At 72.5% G+C, this 18936-nt stretch carries 12 protein-coding genes and 1 riboswitch; of the genes, 7 read left to right on the forward strand and 5 right to left on the reverse strand.

Annotated features, from left to right (window positions below; translation table 11 throughout):
- The first annotated feature begins 383 nt into the window (after nt 1-383).
- Both ACIBAI_RS14515 and ACIBAI_RS14520 read left to right on the forward strand, forming a co-directional pair.
- The gene (locus ACIBAI_RS14515) at nt 384-1919 is read left to right on the forward strand and encodes an RNA polymerase sigma factor (protein WP_399034106.1); all 1536 of its coding nucleotides are present in this window, start codon (nt 384-386) and stop codon (nt 1917-1919) included.
- A 929-nt stretch (nt 1920-2848) separates the two neighbouring features.
- The gene (locus tag ACIBAI_RS14520) at nt 2849-3712 is read left to right on the forward strand and encodes a serine protease (RefSeq protein WP_399034109.1); all 864 of its coding nucleotides are present in this window, start codon (nt 2849-2851) and stop codon (nt 3710-3712) included.
- Between the two features lie 106 nt (nt 3713-3818).
- Here the strand turns inward: ACIBAI_RS14520 and ACIBAI_RS14525 are convergent, their stop codons facing one another.
- A complete protein-coding gene (locus ACIBAI_RS14525; RefSeq protein ID WP_399034111.1) occupies nt 3819-4049 on the reverse strand; it encodes a hypothetical protein in 231 nt (76 codons plus the stop codon).
- A gap of 442 nt (nt 4050-4491) precedes the next feature.
- On the opposite strand from ACIBAI_RS14525, the gene ACIBAI_RS14530 reads away from it, so the two are divergent.
- Complete coding sequence (locus tag ACIBAI_RS14530; protein ID WP_399034112.1) at nt 4492-6615, forward strand: type IIA DNA topoisomerase subunit B; 2124 nt, start codon at nt 4492-4494, stop codon at nt 6613-6615.
- A gap of 239 nt (nt 6616-6854) precedes the next feature.
- Here ACIBAI_RS14530 and ACIBAI_RS14535 read toward each other — a convergent pair whose 3' ends face one another.
- The 3 genes from ACIBAI_RS14535 to ACIBAI_RS14545 all read right to left on the reverse strand — a co-directional run bounded on the left by ACIBAI_RS14535 (nt 6855) and on the right by ACIBAI_RS14545 (nt 10350).
- Nucleotides 6855-7535 (reverse strand): response regulator, encoded by a 681-nt coding sequence (locus tag ACIBAI_RS14535; RefSeq protein ID WP_399034114.1) that lies wholly within the window; start codon nt 7533-7535, stop codon nt 6855-6857.
- A complete protein-coding gene (locus ACIBAI_RS14540; RefSeq protein ID WP_399034116.1) occupies nt 7532-9208 on the reverse strand; it encodes an ATP-binding protein in 1677 nt (558 codons plus the stop codon). Before ACIBAI_RS14540 ends, ACIBAI_RS14535 begins: the two co-directional genes overlap by 4 nt.
- Before the next feature lie 197 nt (nt 9209-9405).
- The gene (locus ACIBAI_RS14545) at nt 9406-10350 is read right to left on the reverse strand and encodes a sucrase ferredoxin (protein WP_399034118.1); all 945 of its coding nucleotides are present in this window, start codon (nt 10348-10350) and stop codon (nt 9406-9408) included.
- Between the two features lie 541 nt (nt 10351-10891).
- On the opposite strand from ACIBAI_RS14545, the gene ACIBAI_RS14550 reads away from it, so the two are divergent.
- Nucleotides 10892-12034, forward strand: coding sequence for a CobW family GTP-binding protein (locus tag ACIBAI_RS14550; RefSeq protein ID WP_399034120.1), 1143 nt, complete (start codon nt 10892-10894; stop codon nt 12032-12034).
- A gap of 146 nt (nt 12035-12180) precedes the next feature.
- Here the strand turns inward: ACIBAI_RS14550 and ACIBAI_RS14555 are convergent, their stop codons facing one another.
- Nucleotides 12181-14634 (reverse strand): DNA topoisomerase (ATP-hydrolyzing) subunit A, encoded by a 2454-nt coding sequence (locus ACIBAI_RS14555; RefSeq protein ID WP_399034122.1) that lies wholly within the window; start codon nt 14632-14634, stop codon nt 12181-12183.
- A 265-nt stretch (nt 14635-14899) separates the two neighbouring features.
- Here ACIBAI_RS14555 and ACIBAI_RS14560 point away from each other — a divergent pair, with 265 nt between their 5' ends.
- From ACIBAI_RS14560 to ACIBAI_RS14570, 3 genes are all read left to right on the forward strand, one after another.
- On the forward strand, nt 14900-16261 hold the full coding sequence (locus ACIBAI_RS14560) for a M16 family metallopeptidase (protein ID WP_399034124.1): 1362 nt from the start codon (nt 14900-14902) through the stop codon (nt 16259-16261).
- Entirely contained in the window at nt 16258-17646 is a 1389-nt protein-coding gene (locus ACIBAI_RS14565) for a M16 family metallopeptidase (protein WP_399034126.1), read from the forward strand. The genes ACIBAI_RS14560 and ACIBAI_RS14565 overlap by 4 nt, the downstream gene beginning before the upstream one ends.
- A gap of 201 nt (nt 17647-17847) precedes the next feature.
- Nucleotides 17848-18047, forward strand: a riboswitch (cyclic di-AMP (ydaO/yuaA leader).
- A 13-nt stretch (nt 18048-18060) separates the two neighbouring features.
- Nucleotides 18061-18825: a M23 family metallopeptidase gene (locus ACIBAI_RS14570; protein WP_399034128.1), complete on the forward strand. Its 765-nt coding sequence runs from the start codon at nt 18061-18063 to the stop codon at nt 18823-18825.
- Nucleotides 18826-18936 lie beyond the last annotated feature (111 nt).

Raw genomic sequence — 18936 nt, forward strand, 5'->3', positions numbered from 1 at the left:
CACTCGCCCGACGGCCGTCCTCTGCCGGGCCCCGCGGGATCGCGACGGATCCCGCGGGGCCCGGCGACACGGCGCGATCGCAAGATCGTAGGACTGTCGAGGTGGGACGGCCGTAGCTGTCGATGACCGTGTCTGCCCGTATCTGACCAATTTTGAACGCTTACGGGGTGTGACTCGGGCCACGAAGATTAGGCGTAACGCTCGTGGGAACAACGCGATGACCTAAGAGGTGACAGCCGCGGAGGGAATACGGACGCCGTTCATGGCGCTGTGGATCTCCCGGCCCCCGCCCGCGCCGTCGGCCCATCCCCAAGCCGGCGGTCGGCTCCTGTCCGTCCTGGATGGGGCCGGAAGCCGTTTTCCAACGTTCCGAGAGGTTGTTCGTGTCGGCCAGCACATCCCGTACGCTCCCGCCGGAGATCGCCGAGTCCGTCTCTGTCATGGCGCTCATCGAGCGGGGAAAGGCTGAGGGGCAGATCGCCGGCGATGACGTGCGTCGGGCCTTCGAAGCTGACCAGATTCCGGCCACTCAGTGGAAGAACGTACTGCGCAGCCTCAATCAGATCCTCGAGGAAGAGGGTGTGACGCTGATGGTCAGTGCCGCAGAGCCCAAGCGCACCCGCAAGAGCGTCGCAGCGAAGAGCCCCGCGAAGCGCACCGCCGCCAAGACGGTCGCGGCGAAGACGGTGACCACCAGGAAGGCCACCGCCACCGCCACCCCGGCGCCTGCCGCCGGCACCGCTGCCGCCGCCGAGGAAGAGGCGCCTGCCAAGAAGGCGGCGGCCAAGAAGACCACCGCCAAGAAGACGGCAGCGAAGAAGACCACCGCGACCAAGAAGACGGCGGCCAAGAAGACCACCGCCAAGAAGGACGACGTCGAGCTGCTCGACGACGAGGTCCTCGAGGACGCCAAGGTCGTGGACGAGCCCGAGGGCGCCGAGAGCGCCGGCTTCGTGCTGTCCGACGAGGACGAGGACGACGCGCCCGCCCAGCAGGTCGCCGCGGCCGGAGCCACCGCCGACCCGGTCAAGGACTACCTCAAGCAGATCGGCAAGGTCCCCCTGCTCAACGCCGAGCAGGAGGTCGAGCTGGCCAAGCGCATCGAGGCGGGCCTGTTCGCCGAGGACAAGCTGGCCAACTCCGACAAGCTGGCGCCGAAGCTCAAGCGCGAGCTGGAGATCATCGCCGAGGACGGCCGCCGGGCCAAGAACCACCTCCTGGAGGCCAACCTCCGCCTGGTGGTCTCCCTGGCCAAGCGCTACACCGGCCGCGGCATGCTCTTCCTGGACCTCATCCAGGAGGGCAACCTCGGCCTGATCCGCGCGGTCGAGAAGTTCGACTACACCAAGGGCTACAAGTTCTCCACCTACGCCACCTGGTGGATCCGTCAGGCGATCACCCGCGCAATGGCCGACCAGGCCCGCACCATCCGCATCCCGGTGCACATGGTCGAGGTCATCAACAAGCTCGCGCGCGTGCAGCGCCAGATGCTCCAGGACCTGGGCCGCGAGCCCACCCCGGAGGAGCTGGCCAAGGAGCTCGACATGACCCCGGAGAAGGTCATCGAGGTCCAGAAGTACGGTCGGGAGCCCATCTCGCTGCACACCCCGCTGGGTGAGGACGGCGACAGCGAGTTCGGTGACCTCATCGAGGACTCCGAGGCGGTCGTTCCGGCCGACGCGGTCAGCTTCACGCTGCTGCAGGAGCAGCTGCACTCCGTCCTCGACACGCTCTCCGAGCGCGAGGCGGGCGTCGTCTCCATGCGTTTCGGCCTCACCGACGGTCAGCCGAAGACCCTCGACGAGATCGGCAAGGTGTACGGCGTCACGCGCGAGCGCATCCGCCAGATCGAGTCCAAGACCATGTCGAAACTGCGCCACCCGTCGCGTTCCCAGGTGCTGCGCGACTACCTCGACTAGGTCCCGGCCGTACCGGCCGGGAAGGTTCGCCCCCCGGTGGGCGTTCCCGAGGCCGGCGCAGCGCATGGCCGTGTCGCTCGGGCCGCGAGAGGTTCACGCGAAATGCCCGGCCGGGATCTCCCGGCCGGGCATTTCGCGTGAGCGGCCGTCGGGGTCGGCGACGACGTCCGGATGCCCCAGGGCGGACCGGCGAGCCGACGCCCTCGGGGAAGGACCGCCGGAGCGGGCCGTCGGCGTTCTCGCGCGAACCGCGCTGCCAGGGCCGGCCGAATCGCGGAAGGGGACGGGGACGCCGATGGTGACGGTGGACATGCCATGAGCGCCCATCCCTCCTCCCCACGGCCCCGGGCCGGGGAGCGCCTGAGAGGGGGCGGCGGAGTCCGACCGCGGTGACCAGTGCGCGTTCCGGACGCCTCCGGGCGCCGCGATCGCCGCCCAGGTGCAGGAGCACGGCGTAACGGGTCGCGTCCTCGACCGGGGGCGATGGCCGACTTCTCGTGCTTGCCGGCGGAGAGGCCACCCTTCCCGCGTCCGGCGCGGGGCCCGGTCCTCGGCGGGCCGCGCGCCGGACGCGATCACCGGGAGGGAGCGCCGCGACCGGTGTGCGGGGCACGGGCCGGCTCGCGGCCGTCACGCGTCGCCGGCCCGCGTCTCCCCTCGACGCAGGCCATCCGGTACGCCTCTTCGCCGGCCGCTCCGCTGCATGAGCCGGGAGTACGCGTCCCGCTCACGCGGCAGCCTCTCCGGCCCCGAAGCCGCCGTCCGGACCTCGCGGATCCCGAGGGCCGTCGCGGCATTCCCGGACCGGGATGCCGCGACGGGAACGGAAGGCGTCAGGGGGCGGGCCCTCGTGCCGCCGCGCAGATGCGGAGTGTGCCGGGCGGAATCACGCTGGGTTGTCGACGACCATCTCAGTGTGAGGAGCCCGTATGCGTCGCGTCCTTGCCCGGGCCCTGGCCCGGCCGCTGGTCCTGGCGGCCGTGTCGGCCGTGATACCGCTCACGTCCGCCGCCGCACCCGCCGACAGCCTCGTCGTCGGGGGTTTCCCGGTGGACGTGTCCCGAAGTCCCTGGACCGTGGCGCTGTCCAGCCGTAGCCAGTTCGGGGGTACCCGGGCGGGGCAGTTCTGCGGCGGGGTGGCCGTCGGGCCGACCACCGTGCTCACCGCGGCCCACTGCCTCGGTGAGAAAGCCCTGGGGGCCCGGCTGGAGCAAGTGCGCGATCTCGTGGTCGTCGCGGGCCGTACGGATCTGTCCTCGGACCAGGGCCAGGAGATCCCCGTACGTTCCGTCTGGGTGAACCCGTCCTACGACGACGTCAGCAACGACGGGGACTTCGCCGTGCTCACCCTCGCCGGGCCGCTGCCGTCCGGCTCGGTCATCGAGATGGCGGCCGCGGGCGATGCCGCCTATCAGCCCGGGACGCAGGCCGTCGTCTACGGATGGGGGGATGTCACGGGCGCCGACGACTACCCGGACGGCCTGCGCGCGGCACATGTGCGCGTGCTGCCCGACGCGTTCTGCGAGAAGGCGTATCCGGACAGTGCTGACGGCGCGTACCGCGCCGACACCATGGTGTGCGCCGGGGAGGAGGCCGGCGGCAGCGATGCCTGCCAGGGGGACAGCGGCGGGCCGCTCGTCGCCCGGGGGAAGCTGATCGGACTCGTCTCCTGGGGCAACGGCTGCGGACGGCCGGACAGCCCCGGGGTGTATACGCGTGTGTCCGCCATCGTGCGGACGCTGGGGTGGGAGGCCGCTGTACAGGGCGGCGGGAGCACGTCCGACGGAGCCTGAGGGATCCGGCGAGGGAGGACGAGTGCGGGCGGCCGCCTCCGGGCAATGGAGGCGGCCGCCCGTCCACCGGCCTGTGCCGGGCTGGCTCGTCGTCCTACGGGAAGGGTCAGCGCTCTTCGTCGGAGGCGATGCCGGGAACGGACGTCAGCCGCTCCGTCTCGTCCTGTATCTCAGCGGCGATCTTCTTGAGTTCCGGCTCGAACTTGCGGCCGTGGTGGGCGCAGAAGAGCAGTTCTCCGCCGCTCGGCAGGACGACGCGCAGGTATGCCTGGGCGCCGCAGCGGTCGCAGCGATCAGCGGCCGTCAGCGGGCTTGCGGAAGTCAGAACAGTAGTCACGTCGCCTCTTCTCTAGCTCGACGAGCTGTCGTACCAGGGTCAACATCCAACCAGCCCCAAAACGTTCCCGCTCGAGGCTTTTCCTTGAAAAAATCTTCACGAGGCGGCTGGGCGCTGCCGGTTGGCGGCGAATGTGCCGTATTGCGTGTCTCTGTGTCGTACGGGTTCGCGCGTTCGGTCAGTGGTCGGTCCTCCCGGCCGGGTTGCCGGTTGTTCATGAGGACGTGCCCGGAGCCTAAATGGTTCATGCCTCGAAAGGAACGTGATGTGTGCTTCACCCCGTCGAGGGATCGAACAGGTATGCGATCCTGGACTAGTCTGAGTTCCCGTCGAGGGTGGCGTTACAACGGCTCTACCAGGCCTCGGTACCCTCTGACCGGTGAACGACGCCGCGCCCTTACCCACAGGGGCCCCATCTGAAATTCAGCGAGGAGCGAACCGCGTGACCGCCGATACGTCCGTGCCGTCCACAGCGCTGCTGGCAGGAGCAGACCGGGACGGTTCCAACTACACCGCGCGGCACCTGCTCGTCCTCGAAGGGCTCGAGGCCGTGCGGAAGCGCCCGGGCATGTACATCGGCTCGACCGACAGCCGCGGTCTGATGCACTGCCTCTGGGAGATCATCGACAACTCCGTGGACGAGGCCCTCGGCGGCTACTGCGATCACATCGAGGTGATCCTGCACGACGACGGATCGGTCGAGGTCCGGGACAACGGCCGTGGCATCCCGGTCGACGTCGAGCCCAAGACCGGCCTGTCCGGCGTCGAGGTCGTCATGACCAAGCTGCACGCCGGCGGCAAGTTCGGCGGCGGCTCGTACGCCGCCTCCGGCGGTCTGCACGGCGTCGGCGCCTCCGTGGTGAACGCCCTCTCCGCCCGGCTGGACGTCGAGGTGGACCGCGGCGGCCACACCCACGCCATCAGCTTCCGGCGCGGCGTCCCCGGCGCCTTCGCCGCGCTGGGCCCGGACGCCAGGTTCGAGGCCAAGAGCGGGCTGCGCAGGACCAAGAAGATCCCGAAGAACCGCACCGGCACGCGCGTGCGGTACTGGGCCGACCGCCAGATCTTCCTCAAGGACGCCAAGCTCTCCCTGGAGACGCTGCACCAGCGCGCCCGCCAGACCGCGTTCCTGGTGCCCGGGCTGACCATCGTCGTCCGTGACGAGTTCGGTCTCGGCGAGGGCGGCAGCAAGGGTGAGGAGTCCTTCCGCTTCGACGGCGGCATCAGCGAGTTCTGCGAGTTCCTGGCGAGCGACCGGCCCATCTGCGACGTCCTGCGCTTCACCGGGCAGGGCAGCTTCAAGGAGACGGTCCCCGTCCTGGACGAGCGCGGCCAGATGACGCCCACCGAGGTCACGCGCGAGCTCGGCGTCGACGTCGCGCTGCGCTGGGGGACCGGCTACGACACGACGGTCCGGTCCTTCGTCAACATCATCGCCACCCCCAAGGGCGGCACCCACGTCGCGGGCTTCGAGCAGGCCGTCACGAAGACGATGAACGAGGTGCTGCGCGCCAAGAAGATGCTGCGTGTCGCCGAGGACGACATCGTCAAGGACGACGCCCTGGAAGGCCTCACCGCCGTCGTCACGGTCCGCCTCGCCGAGCCGCAGTTCGAGGGCCAGACCAAGGAGGTCCTCGGCACCTCGGCTGCCCGCCGCATCGTGAACAACGTCGTCACCAAGGAACTCAAGGCGTTCCTGACGTCCACCAAGCGCGACGCCGCCCAGCAGGCCCGCGTCGTCCTGGAGAAGGCCGTCGCCGCGGCCCGCACCCGCATCGCCGCCCGTCAGCACAAGGACGCGCAGCGCCGCAAGACGGCCCTGGAGTCCTCCTCGCTGCCCGCCAAGCTCGCCGACTGCCGTAGCGACGACGTCGAGCGCAGCGAACTGTTCATCGTCGAGGGCGACTCCGCGCTGGGTACGGCGAAGCTCGCCCGGAACTCCGAGTTCCAGGCGCTGCTGCCGATCCGCGGCAAGATCCTCAACGTCCAGAAGTCGTCCGTGACGGACATGCTGAAGAACGCCGAGTGCGGCGCGATCATCCAGGTCATAGGAGCCGGATCCGGCCGGACCTTCGACATCGACCAGGCCCGCTACGGCAAGATCATCATGATGACCGACGCCGACGTGGACGGCTCCCACATCCGTACGCTGCTGCTGACGCTGTTCCACCGCTACATGCGGCCCATGGTCGAGGCGGGCCGGGTGTTCGCCGCGGTCCCGCCGCTGCACCGCATCGAGATCGTCCAGCCGAAGAGGGGGCAGGACAAGTACGTCTACACGTACTCGGACCGTGAGCTGCGGGACAAGCTCATGGAGTTCCAGAGCAAGGGCATCCGTTACAAGGACTCCATCCAGCGCTACAAGGGCCTCGGGGAGATGGACGCCGACCAGCTGGCCGAGACGACCATGGACCCGCGCCACCGCACGCTGCGCCGGATCAACCTCACCGACCTGGAAGCCGCGGAGCAGATCTTCGACCTGTTGATGGGCAACGAGGTCGCTCCCCGCAAGGAGTTCATCTCCAATTCGGCGGCGACGCTGGACCGGTCGCGCATCGACGCGTAGGCGCCGCACCGGGTTCGGGCGGCGGCCGGTACGGGCCGGGGCCGCGGGCCTGGCGTGACGCCTCGAGCGCCCGCGCCGGGATCCCGGCGCGGGCGCTCGAGGTGCTCAGCTCCGGCATCGTGGGGTCGGGGCCGGACCGGGTGAGCCGTACACGGCGGGGGCCGCGGAGCCGCAGGCGGCAGGCGCCCGTACGAAGAGCCCGGGAACGGTCCCTTCCCCCCGCCTCCACGGGCCGTGCCTCAGGCGCGGGTCGCCCACACGTAACGGTGCTCCGGGCGGCCCGCTTCGCCGTACTTGAGGGTCAGCCTGGCCCGTCCCGTGCGCTCCAGGAGCTTCAGATAGCGCTGGGCGGTCTGACGGCTCACCCCGGTCCGCTCGGCGATCTCCTGGGCGGACAGCGGGCCGTCGGCGCTCAACAGGGACTGCCGCACCAGCTCCGCCGTGGTGGGGGAGTGCCCCTTGGGCAGCTCCGGTTCCGACGGCGTGGACAGGGCGCCGAAGATGCGGTCCACCTCGGCCTGTTCGGCCTCGCCGCCGCCGTCGAGGGTGCGGCGCAACTCCGCGTACGCCTCCAGCTTGGCGCGCAGACCCGCGAAGGCGAACGGCTTGACCAGGTACTGCAGAGCACCGTGCCGCATCGCCGCCTGGACGGTGGACACGTCCCGCGCCGCCGTCACCATGATCACGTCGGCCTGGTGGCCGCGCCGGCGCATCTCCTGGACGACCGCCAGCCCCGTCTCGTCGGGCAGGTAGTGATCCATGAGGACCAGGTCCAGGCCGGGCAGCGTCTCCAGCCTGTGCAGCGCCTCCGCCGCGCTGTGGGCCTCGGCGGCGACGTGGAAACCCGGCACCTTCTCGACGTAGGCCGTGTTGACCCGGGCGACCCGGGTGTCGTCGTCCACGACCAGGACCTCGATCATCGCGACTCCTCCTCGGTGACGGCCCGCGCGGCCGGCGGCACGGCGGGGGCGGGTACCGGGTCCGGCTCGGTCAGCGCCTCCGGCAGGACGACGGTGAACTCCGCGCCCCCGCCGTGCGCCTCGCCGGCCGTCGCGCTGCCGCCCTGCCGCTCGGCGAGCCTGCGCACCAGGGAGAGCCCGAGGCCGCGCCGGCGGTGTGCGGGCGGCGTCTTGGTGGACCACCCCTCCGTGAAGACCAACTCGCGCCGGTCCACCGGAATTCCGGGTCCTGTGTCGCGCACCCGGAGGATCGCGGTCCGCCCCTCGGCACGCAATTCGACCTCCACGCGCGCGTGCGGCGTGCCCGCGGCGGCGTCGAGCGCGTTGTCCACGAGGTTGCCGACGATCGTGACGAGCCCCCTGGAGTCGATCAGGAGGTCCGGGAGCCGGGTCCGGTCCGAGACGCGCAGGGCGACGCCGCGCTCGGCCGCGACCGTGGCCTTGCCCACCAGCAGCGCGGCGAGAAGCGGGTCCTGGATCCTCTCGGTGATCTGTTCGGCGGTGGCCCGGTGGTCGCCGACCACCTCCCCGACGAATTCCGCCGCGTCGTCGTACATCTCCAGTTCGAGCAGCCCCAGCAGCGTGTGCATGCGGTTGGCGTGCTCGTGGTCCTGGGCGCGCAGGGCGTCGATCAGGCCGCGCGTCGAGTCCAGCTCCCGGCCGAGCTGCTCCAGCTCGGTACGGTCGCGCAGGGTGGCGACGGCGCCGCCGTCACCGGTGGGCATCCGGTTGGCGACCAGGACGCGCTGGCCGCGGACCATGAGCAGATCGGTGCCCGTCACCCGGCCGGCCAGGACGTCGGCCGTGCGCCCCCCGCCGAGCGCCTCGTCCGGGGACCGGCCGAGGGCCTCGTCCCCCAGACCCAGCAGGCGCTGCGCCTCGTCGTTGAGGAGGCGGATGCGGCCGGCGCGGTCGAGGGCGACGACGCCCTCCCGGATGCCGTGCAGCATCGCCTCGCGCTCCGCGAGCAGCGCCGCGATGTCGGAGAAGGCCAGGTCGCGGGTCTGCCGCTGGACCCGGCGCGAGACGAGCCAGGCGGCCAGCGCACCGACGGCCAGGGCGCCCCCGGCGTATGCGAGGAGCTCGGGGATCGCGTGGATCAGGCGGGCCCGGACGCTGTCGTACGCGATGCCGACCGACACCGCCCCGACGATGGTGCCGGTGCTGTCGCGCAGCGGCACCTTGCCGCGGGCGGTGCGGCCCAGGGTGCCGTCGTCGATGACCATGACCTCCCGGCCGGACAGGGCCCGGCTGGGATCGGTCGACACGACGCCGCCGATCTGCCGCGGATCGGTGTGCGACCAGCGCACCCCCCGCCGGTCCATGACCACGACGTACTCCGCCCCGGTGGCCCTCCGGATCCGTTCCGCCTCCCGTTGCACCGGCCCGGACGCCGTCGGAGGGGTGCTGCGCAGGTCCTCCGCGAGCCGCGGCCGCTGCGCGGTGGTCTGCGCGATCGCCAGGGCCCGGCGCATCGCCTGGTCGTCCAGCTGGTCACCGAGCGGCGCGAGGAACAACCCGGTCGCGAGCACCGCGACTCCCGCGGCGATCGCCACCTGCATCAGCAGCACCTGCGAGAACACCCGCCGCGGCAGGCCGAGGCGCAGGCGGCGTGCGGGGGGAGTGGGGCTCATACCCATGACGGTACGTGGGGGTGTCCAGCCGCTGTGACGGGGTGTGGCGCGGATCTCCCGGCCGCCGCCTTCCCGGTCGACGGGCCGGGAGGCGGGGCGAGCGGGAAACCGCGGTGGGGGAGCGGGAAGCGGCCCTGGGAGACGCAGGGGGAAGCGGTGCGGGCGGGGAGGCCGGGCCGGCGGGGAAGGCCTCGCGGTCAGCTCGCCAGCGCCGTCGCCACCGCGAGCTCGCGCACCTCCACCACGTCCATCCGTGCCGGTGAGCCCAGCACCGACGCGCCGCAGCTCTCCGGGCGGGGCGGCCGGGACCGGCCCTGGGCCACCACGACCCGCCAGTGACGCCCGTCGGTGTGGGCGACGGTCACCTCCCAGCGCGGGGCCGCGCCGTCCGTCCGCACCACGCCCAGCGTCTCCGCCCCGTCCTCGCCCGAGGCCGTGCGCACGGCCAGTTCGGCCGCCTGGCCGGGGCGCTCCCAGGCCGAGTTCCCGCGGCATCCCGCCACGACGATCCGCCCCTCCCGCACTTCGTGCAGGATCTCCTTGACGGCCGGGGCCCCGACCCGGCCGTAGGCGTATCCGTACGGCAGGACGAGCAGCGTCGGCGAGAAACGGTGACCACCCAGATGGGTGACCTCCCAGACGCCCTGGAACCCGGAGGCGGCGAGTTCGGCCGCCAGGGGGCGGCCGAGGAGGGCGCAGCAGCGGTCGCGCTTGCCGTTGGTGCAGACGAGGGCGAGCGGATCGCCCGTGTGGGGCGCGCCGCGGAGCACCGAGCCGAAGGTGCGGTGATCGCCGCTGCCGAGGGCGGCGAAGTCGAGGTCGAGCAGGCGCCCGGGGTCGGTGACGGTGGCGCCGTGCAGCCACGCGTTTCCCGCGACGGTGTGGGCCGCGTACACCCGGCGTTCGGCGGGCGCGCCGCAGTCGGCGTGCCGTCCGGGGCGGCGGATGAGCGCGATGCGTACGCCCGTGCCCTTCGCGGCCGCCTCCAGGGCGCGGCCCAGCACGGGATCCAGGTGGCTGGCGGTGAGCGCCTTGGCGCCCCAGGGACCGGGCTGTTCCAGCAGCAGCCAGGTCCGCGCGGTGGCCGCGGTTCCCGCGAGGGGCTCGTCGAGGTCCTGGGAGACGGTTGAGCACGTACTCACGAAGGTGAGCCTAACCTGATGTGCCCCGGGTGCTCTCCGGCCGCGCCCGGGCACTGCTCCGGCAGGGGCAACGGGGGGCCGGGCCCCGCGTACAGGATGCCCGGGCGCATGCGCAGCGGCCGCTCCCCGTGCTCCTCCGGGGCGCGGGCGATCAGCCCGCCGTACGAGCGACGGCGGGACCGTCTCGCTCACCGTGGGGCATACGGGGCGAGGCGATGGGCGCCAGGACGGCAGCGGCGTGCGCCCCGCGAGCGTCGTCGGCGATCGTCCACGTCACGGGGTCCCTCCCCGCTCGTATCCTGGGTCGGCATTCCGTTCCCCAGCTACGCCGGGCACGCACCGGTGTGCGCGACGGCGTGAGAGAGGTCGCACAGTGAGCCAGCCGAGCCCGACTCAGAGCGCCGGCCCGAGCCCGAGCCCAGGCCCGGCCCCGAGCCCGGACGAGGGACCGGCTCCGGCAGGGGATCCGGCCGCGGGACCGGGTCCGGGCGCCGGTGCCGGTACGGGGGCACACCCGGGGCCGCGGCAGATCCCGGTCGTCGTGCTCGCCGGATTCCTCGGCTCCGGGAAGACGACTCTGCTGAACCACCTCCTCCACCACAGCGGCGGCAGCCGGATCGGCGTCGTCGTCAACGACTTCGGCGCCATCGAGATCGACGCGATGGCGGTGGCGGGCGCGCTCGGCGACTCCACCGTCTCCCTGGGGAACGGCTGCCTGTGCTGCGCCGTCGACGTCGGTGAGCTCGACCTGTACCTGGAGCGGCTCGCGCGGCCCGCCACCGGCATCGACGTCATCGTCATCGAGGCCAGCGGGCTCGCCGAGCCGCGGGAACTCGTGCGCATGGTGCTCGCCAGCGAGCATCCGGGGGTCGTGTACGGCGGGCTCGTCGAGGTCGTCGACGCCGCGGAGTTCGACGACACCCGGGCGAAGCACCCCGAGATCGACCGGCACCTCGCCCTGGCCGACCTCGTCGTGGTCAACAAGCTCGACCGGGCGGCGGACGGCGAGCGCGTGCTCGGCCTCGTGCGGTCCCTCGCCGACCGGGCCGCCGTGGTGCCGGCCGCCTACGGCCGCATCGACCCCGAGTTCCTCTTCGACTGCAGGCCGAGCGAGGAGCGGGTCGGGCAGCTGTCCTTCGACGACCTGCACGACCACGGTCAGGACGAGGGCGCGGACGGTCACGCCGGGCACCTGCACACCGCCTACGACAGCGTGTCCTTCGTCTCCGCGGCGCCCCTCGACCCGCGGCGGCTGATGGCGTTCCTCGACAGCCGGCCCGAGGGTCTGTACCGGATCAAGGGGTACGTCGACTTCGGTCCTCACGACCCCCGGAACCGGTACGCGATCCACGCCGTGGGCCGGTTCCTGCGCTTCTACCCGGAGCCGTGGGCGCCCGGCGGCGAACGCCTCACGCAGCTGGTCCTCATCGGCTCCGGCATCGACGCGCCGGCCCTCGGCAAGGAGCTGGAGGAGTGCAGGAACGAGACCTCGCACGCCGACGAGCACGGCATGTGGGGCGTCCTGCGCTTCGTCCAGGATCCCGAGGAACACGAACGGGACCGGGACCCCGAAGGGCGGGAACAGGATCCCGGCCATCAGGACCCCGGGGCGTGGGACCCCTACGAGCGGGATCCCGAGGACCTGGACCCCTACGACGAGGATCCCGACGACCGGAGCCACTAGGGCGGGCCGGTCCCCGGCTCCGGGACCCCCGGCGACCGGGACCCGCGACCGGGACCCGCGCCCGGGACCCGCGCCCGGGACCCGCGCCCGGGCTCCCGGCGACCGGGGCCCGCGCCCGAAACCCCGGCCCCGCGAAGCCCTCCGGCTCAGGCGGGCCCCGCCACCACCGCCACCGTCTTCGGCAGGGACACGCCCGAGCCGTCGCGGCGCGGGTCGAGTTCCGGCAGCTCGGCCGGGGAGCCGTTCTTCTGGGCGGCGCGGGCCGGGGCGGCGCCCGCCCAGGCCAGGGCCAGGCAGTCCTCGCCCTTCAGGAACCGCTGGCAGCGGACGCCGCCGGTGGCGCGGCCCTTGCGCGGGAACTGGTCGAACGGGGTCAGCTTGGCCGTGGTCTGCACGGAGTCGTCCAGCGTGCCGCGCGAGCCCGCGACCGTGAACACCACCGCGTCGGCGGCCGGGTCGACGGCCGTGAAGGAGATCACCTTCGCGCCCTCGGTCAGTTTGATGCCCGCCACGCCGCCCGCCGGACGGCCCTGGGGCCGCACCTGCGAGGCCTGGAAGCGCAGCAGCTGCGCGTCGTCCGTGATGAAGACCAGGTCCTCCTCGCCGGTGCGCAGTTCCACCGCGCCGACGATCCGGTCGCCCTCCTTGAGCGTGATGACCTCCAGCTCCTCCTTGTTGGCCGGGTAGTCGGGCACCACGCGCTTGACCACGCCCTGCTCGGTGCCGAGGGCCAGGCCCGGCGAGGACTCGTCGAGCGTGGTCAGGCAGACCACCGTCTCGTCGTCCTGGAGGGAGACGAACTCCGCGAGCGGCGCACCGCCCGAGAGGTTCGGCGTCGCCGTCGTCTCCGGGAGCTGGGGGAGGTCGATCACGTTCAGGCGGAGCAGACGGCCGGCCGAGGTCACCACGCCGATCTCGCCGCGGGCCGTGGCCGGCACCGCCGAGACGATCACGTCGTGCTTGACGCGCTTGGCGCGGGCGTCCGCCGGGAAGGGGTCGGCGTTCGCCGTACGGGCCAGCAGGCCCGTGGAGGACAGCAGCACCCGGCACGGGTCGTCCGCCACCTGCAGCGGCACGGCGACCGGGGTGTCCGACGACTCCAGCAGCATCGTACGGCGGTCGGTGCCGAACTTCTTGGCCACCGCTGCCAGTTCGGAGGAGACCAGCTTGCGCAGCTCCGCGTCGGACTCGAGGATCCGGGTCAGTTCCTCGATCTCCTCGGTGAGCCGGTCCTGCTCCGCCTCCAGCTCGACGCGGTCGTACTTGGTCAGGCGGCGCAGCGGCGTGTCCAGGATGTACTGGGTCTGGACCTCGCTCAGTGAGAAGCGCTCCATCAGGCGCTGCTTGGCCTGCGCGGAGTTCTCGCTGGAGCGGATGAGGCGGATGACCTCGTCGATGTCCACCAGGGCCGTGAGCAGGCCCTGGACCAGGTGCAGGCGGTCGCGCTTCTTGCCGCGGCGGAACTCGGAGCGGCGGCGGACGACGTCGAAGCGGTGGTCGAGGTAGACCTCCAGGAGTTCCTTCAGGCCCAGCGTGAGCGGCTGGCCGTCCACCAGGGCGACGTTGTTGATGCCGAAGGACTCCTCCATCGGAGTCAGCTTGTAGAGCTGCTCCAGGACGGCCTCCGGCACGAAGCCGTTCTTGATCTCGATGACCAGGCGCAGGCCGTGCTCCCGGTCGGTGAGGTCCTTGACGTCGGCGATGCCCTGGAGCTTCTTCGAGCCGACCAGGTCCTTGATCTTGGCGATGACCTTCTCGGGGCCGACCGTGAAGGGCAGTTCGGTGACGACGAGGCCCTTGCGGCGCGCGGTGACGTCCTCCACCGAGACCGTGGCGCGGATCTTGAACGTGCCGCGGCCCGTCTCGTAGGCGTCCCGGATGCCGGACAGGCCGACGATCCGGCCGCCGGTGGGCAGGTCGGGGCCCGGGACGTGCTTCATCAGGGCGTCGAGGTCGGCGTTCGGGTACCGGATCAGGTGGCGGGCGGCCGCGATCACCTCGCGCAGGTTGTGCGGCGGCATGTTCGTGGCCATGCCGACGGCGATGCCCGAGGCGCCGTTGACCAGCAGGTTCGGGAAGGCGGCGGGCAGCGCCACCGGCTCGCGCTCCTGGCCGTCGTAGTTGGGCTGGAAGTCGACGGTGTCCTCGTCGATGGACTCCGTCATCAGGCTCGTGGCCTCGGCCATCCGGCACTCGGTGTACCGCATGGCGGCGGGCGGGTCGTCGTTGCCCAGCGAGCCGAAGTTGCCGTGGCCGTCGACCAGCGGGACGCGCATCGAGAAGGGCTGGGCCATGCGCACCAGGGCGTCGTAGATCGACGCGTCGCCGTGCGGGTGCAGCTTGCCCATGACCTCGCCGACCACGCGGGCGCACTTCACATAGCCGCGGTCGGGGCGCAGACCCATCTCGTTCATCTGGTAGACGATGCGGCGGTGCACCGGCTTGAGGCCGTCGCGGGCGTCCGGCAGGGCCCGGGAGTAGATCACCGAGTACGCGTACTCAAGGAAGGAGCCCTGCATCTCGTCGACGACGTCGATGTCGAGGATCTTCTCCTCGTACGAGTCGTCGGGCGGTGGGGTCTTCGTGCTACGGCGGGCCATCGCTGCCGGCTCCTTGCTGAAGCGTGAACGGTGTCTGACGCGGACCATTGTGGACCGCGGCACTGACAGCGCGGGACCAGGACCCGGGGTGGGCGCCCGGCCCGGCGCTGCCCGCAGGCTACGCCCTCGCGCCGGATCGCCCCGTTCTCGCTCTCGGCGTACGGCGGCCGGGAACTTCACCGGCGGCCCGCACGCTTGCATACAGTGGCAGGACGGCAGGAAAGGCGCGGTCTCAGCCACCGCATCCGCGATCGAAGGGACGTACATGCCCATGGGTCACACGGCCACAGCCCAGGCAGGCTCCGGGGGCCTGACAGCGACCGAGCACCGCCTGGCCAACGGCCTGCGCGTGGTGCTCTCCGAGGACCACCTGACCCCGGTCGCGGCGGTGTGCCTCTGGTACGACGTGGGCTCACGCCACGAGGTCGAGGGACGCACCGGCCTGGCTCACCTCTTCGAGCACCTCATGTTCCAGGGGTCCGCCCAGGTCAAGGGCAACGGCCACTTCGAACTCGTCCAGGGCGCGGGCGGCTCGCTGAACGGCACCACCAGCTTCGAGCGGACCAACTACTTCGAGACCATGCCCGCCCACCAGCTGGAGCTCGCCCTCTGGCTGGAGGCCGACCGCATGGGCTCGCTGCTGGCCGCGCTGGACGAGGAGTCCATGGAGAACCAGCGGGACGTCGTCAAGAACGAGCGCCGCCAGCGCTACGACAACGTCCCCTACGGCACGGCCTTCGAGCGGCTGACCGCCCTGGCCTACCCGGAGGGCCACCCCTACCACCACACCCCGATCGGCTCGATGGCCGACCTGGACGCGGCGACCCTGGAGGACGCCCGCCAGTTCTTCCGCACGTACTACGCGCCGAACAACGCGGTGCTGTCGGTCGTCGGCGACATCGACCCCGAGCAGACGCTCGCCTGGGTCGAGAAGTACTTCGGCTCCATCCCGGCCCACGACGGCAAGCCGGAGCCCCGGGACGGCTCGCTGCCCGACATCATCGGCCGGCAGCTGCGCGAGGTCGTCGAGGAGGAGGTCCCGGCGCGCGCCCTGATGGCGGCCTACCGCCTGCCGCACGACGGCACGCGCGCGTGCGACGCGGCCGACCTGGCGCTCACCGTCCTGGGCGGCGGCGAGTCCTCCCGCCTGTACAACCGGCTCGTCCGGCGCGACCGCACGGCGGTGGCCGCCGGGTTCGGCCTGCTGCGGCTGGCCGGGGCGCCCTCGATGGGCTGGCTGGACGTGAAGACGTCCGGTGACGTCGAGGTGCCCGTCATCGAGGCCGCCGTCGACGAGGAGCTCGCCCGGTTCGCCGAGGAGGGCCCCACGGCCGAGGAGATGGAGCGCGCCCAGGCCCAGCTGGAGCGCGAGTGGCTGGACCGGCTCGGCACGGTCGCGGGCCGCGCCGACGAGCTGTGCCGGTACGCGGTCCTCTTCGGCGACCCCCAGCTCGCCCTGACCGCCGTCCAGCGCGTGCTGGAGGTGACGGCGGAGGAGGTCCAGGAGGTGGCCAAGGCCCGCCTGCGCCCCGACAACCGCGCGGTGCTCGTCTACGAGCCGATCGCCACCGAGGCCGGGGAAGCGGACGCCGCGGCCACCGACGACAACGAGGAGGCGGCGAAGTGACCGAGCTCGCCACGATGGAGTTCCACCCCCGGCCCGAGGGAGGCGAGCCCAGGCCCTGGGCGTTCCCGGCCCCCACGCGCGGGACGCTCGGCAACGGCCTGACGGTCCTGCGCTGCCACCGCCCCGGCCAGCAGGTCGTCGCCGTCGAGGTCCTCCTCGACGCCCCCCTGGACGCCGAGCCGGCCGGCCTCGACGGCGTCGCCACGATCATGGCGCGGGCCTTCGCCGAGGGCACCGACAAGCACTCCGCCGAGGAGTTCGCCGCCGAGCTGGAGCGCTGCGGCGCCACCCTCGACACGCACGCCGACCACCCCGGCGTACGCCTGAGCCTGGAGGTGCCGGCCTCCCGCCTGGCCAAGGCGCTCGGGCTGGTCGCCGACGCCCTCAGGGCGCCCGCGTTCGCGGACGGCGAGGTGGAGCGGCTGGTGCGCAACCGGCTCGACGAGATCCCGCACGAGCTGGCCAACCCCGCCCGCCGGGCCGCCAAGGAGCTCTCCAGGGAGCTGTTCCCGGCGAGTTCGCGCATGTCGCGCCCGCGCCAGGGCACCGAGGAGACGGTCGCGAACATCGACTCCGCGGCCGTCCGCGCCTTCTACGAGAAGCACGTCCGCCCCGCCACGGCCACCGCCGTGGTCGTCGGCGACCTCACCGGCATCGACCTCGACGCGCTGCTCGGCGACACGCTCGGCGCGTGGACCGGCTCCCCGGCCGAGCCGCGGCCGGTGCCCCCGGTGATCGCCGACGACACCGGCCGGGTCGTCATCGTGGACCGCCCCGGCGCCGTCCAGACGCAGCTGCTGATCGGCCGCACCGGCCCGGACCGGCACGATGGCGTGTGGCCCGCGCAGGTGCTCGGCACGTACTGCCTCGGCGGCACCCTCACCTCCCGCCTGGACCGCGTCCTGCGCGAGGAGAAGGGCTACACCTACGGCGTGCGGGCGTTCGGGCAGGTCCTCAGGTCCTCCCCGGAGGGCACCGGCGCCGCGATGCTCGCCATCAGCGGCTCCGTGGACACCCCGAACACCGGGCCCGCCCTGCGGGACCTGTGGACGGTGCTGCGCACGCTCGCCGAGGAGGGGCTCACCGACGCCGAGCGCGACGTCGCCGTGCAGAACCTGGTGGGCGTGGCGCCGCTGAAGTACGAGACCGCGGCGGCCGTCGCCGCCACCCTGGCCGACCAGGTCGAGCAGCACCTGCCCGACGACTACCAGGCCGCGCTGTACCGCCGGCTCGCCGAGACCGGCACCGTGGAGGCCACCGCGGCGGTCGTGAACGCCTTCCCGGTGGACCGCCTGGTGACCGTCCTCGTCGGCGACGCGGCGCAGATCAAGGAGCCGGTGGAGGCCCTCGGCATCGGTGAGGTCACCGTGGTGTCCGCCGAGTAGCGGCACGCGCGCGCGGGAGCCCTGGCGGCGGATACGTCACCAGGGCTCCCTTATGTAGGGATATGTCCGGATCGGGGCGGAGGTTGCCTGTCCGGCCTGTGGGATGCGCTACAAAACCCGCGTCGTGTTTGGGGTTCGGAAGCCGGCGCGTTTAACGTCTTCCGGGCTGTCCGTCAGGCAGTGCGCCGCACCCGCGGCAGCGGGCAGCCATCGCCGAATCCCCGTACGGCGCGAGCCGGGGGAGCCGGGGACCCACCCTCCTCCCGCCGCCTCCGCGGCCGGAGGGGACCAGCAGTCCCCCCGGGGTGAATCGGGCGCCCGCGCGAACGCGAGGGGGCCCGTAGGAGACCTTCCTGCTCCGAACCCGTCAGCTAACCCGGCAGGCGAGAGGGAAGGAAAGGACCAGCGCACTTCATGGCGTTCACCCGCGCCACCGGGAGGCACCGCCGTTCCGGCCGGCCGCACCGCACCACCGCCCGCGCGGCGGGCGTCGCGGCCCTCACCACCACCGGCGTCATCGGCGCCGCCGCGGCCCCCGCCCTCGCCGCCGGGCCCGCCGCCGAGCAGACCGGCCTCACCCCCGTCCTCGCCCTCGGGGACTCCATGGCCGCCCAGATCGAGGCCCAGGCCGCCGCCCAGAAGCAGGCCGCCGAGGAGGCCGCCGCCGAGAAGCGGGCCGCCCAGATCGCGCGCAAGGAGGCGGCCGAGGCGGCGAAGAAGGCGCGCGAGGCCAAGGAGCGCGCCGCCCGCGAGGCCGAGCGCAAGCGTCTGGACACCTACGTGCCGCCCATCGCCGGCTCCTACGTCTCCACCGGCTACCGGGCCGGCGGCGCCGTCTGGTCCTCCGGCACCCACACCGGCGTCGACTTCCACGCGGCCGGCGGCACCCCCGTCCAGGCGGTCGGCGCCGGCACCGTCGTCGAGGCCGGCTGGGGCGGCGCGTACGGCAACCAGATCGTGATCAGGATGCACGACGGCACGTACACCCAGTACGGCCACCTGTCGTCCATCGGCGTCTCGGTGGGCCAGACGGTGCTCCCGGGCCAGCGGATCGGCCTGTCCGGCGCGACCGGCAACGTCACCGGGCCGCACCTGCACTTCGAGGCCCGCACGGCCGCCGGGTACGGCTCCGACATCGACCCGGTCGCCTACCTCCGCTCGCACGGCGTGGACCTCTGACGCCGCACGCCCCCGTGCACGGGGTCCGCCCCGCGCGCGAGGCCCGGCGCCGCACGCTCCCGTGGGCGTCCGGCGGCGGACGGTTGCGTCTCCCGCGGCCCCGGCTCCCCG

The sequence above is a fragment of the Streptomyces sp. NPDC051041 genome, from assembly GCF_044456065.1.
GTDB lineage: Bacteria > Actinomycetota > Actinomycetes > Streptomycetales > Streptomycetaceae > Streptomyces > Streptomyces glaucus.

Excerpts from the sequence above, each read along its gene's own strand:
- ACIBAI_RS14520 (WP_399034109.1), top strand. The coding sequence starts at position 2,849 with ATGCGTCGCGTCCTTGCCCGGGCCCTGGCCCGGCCGCTGGTCCTGGCG.
- ACIBAI_RS14535 (WP_399034114.1), bottom strand. The coding sequence starts at position 7,535 with ATGATCGAGGTCCTGGTCGTGGACGACGACACCCGGGTCGCCCGGGTC.
- ACIBAI_RS14540 (WP_399034116.1), bottom strand. The coding sequence starts at position 9,208 with ATGAGCCCCACTCCCCCCGCACGCCGCCTGCGCCTCGGCCTGCCGCGG.
- ACIBAI_RS14555 (WP_399034122.1), bottom strand. The coding sequence starts at position 14,634 with ATGGCCCGCCGTAGCACGAAGACCCCACCGCCCGACGACTCGTACGAG.
- ACIBAI_RS14560 (WP_399034124.1), top strand. The coding sequence starts at position 14,900 with ATGCCCATGGGTCACACGGCCACAGCCCAGGCAGGCTCCGGGGGCCTG.
- ACIBAI_RS14570 (WP_399034128.1), top strand. The coding sequence starts at position 18,061 with ATGGCGTTCACCCGCGCCACCGGGAGGCACCGCCGTTCCGGCCGGCCG.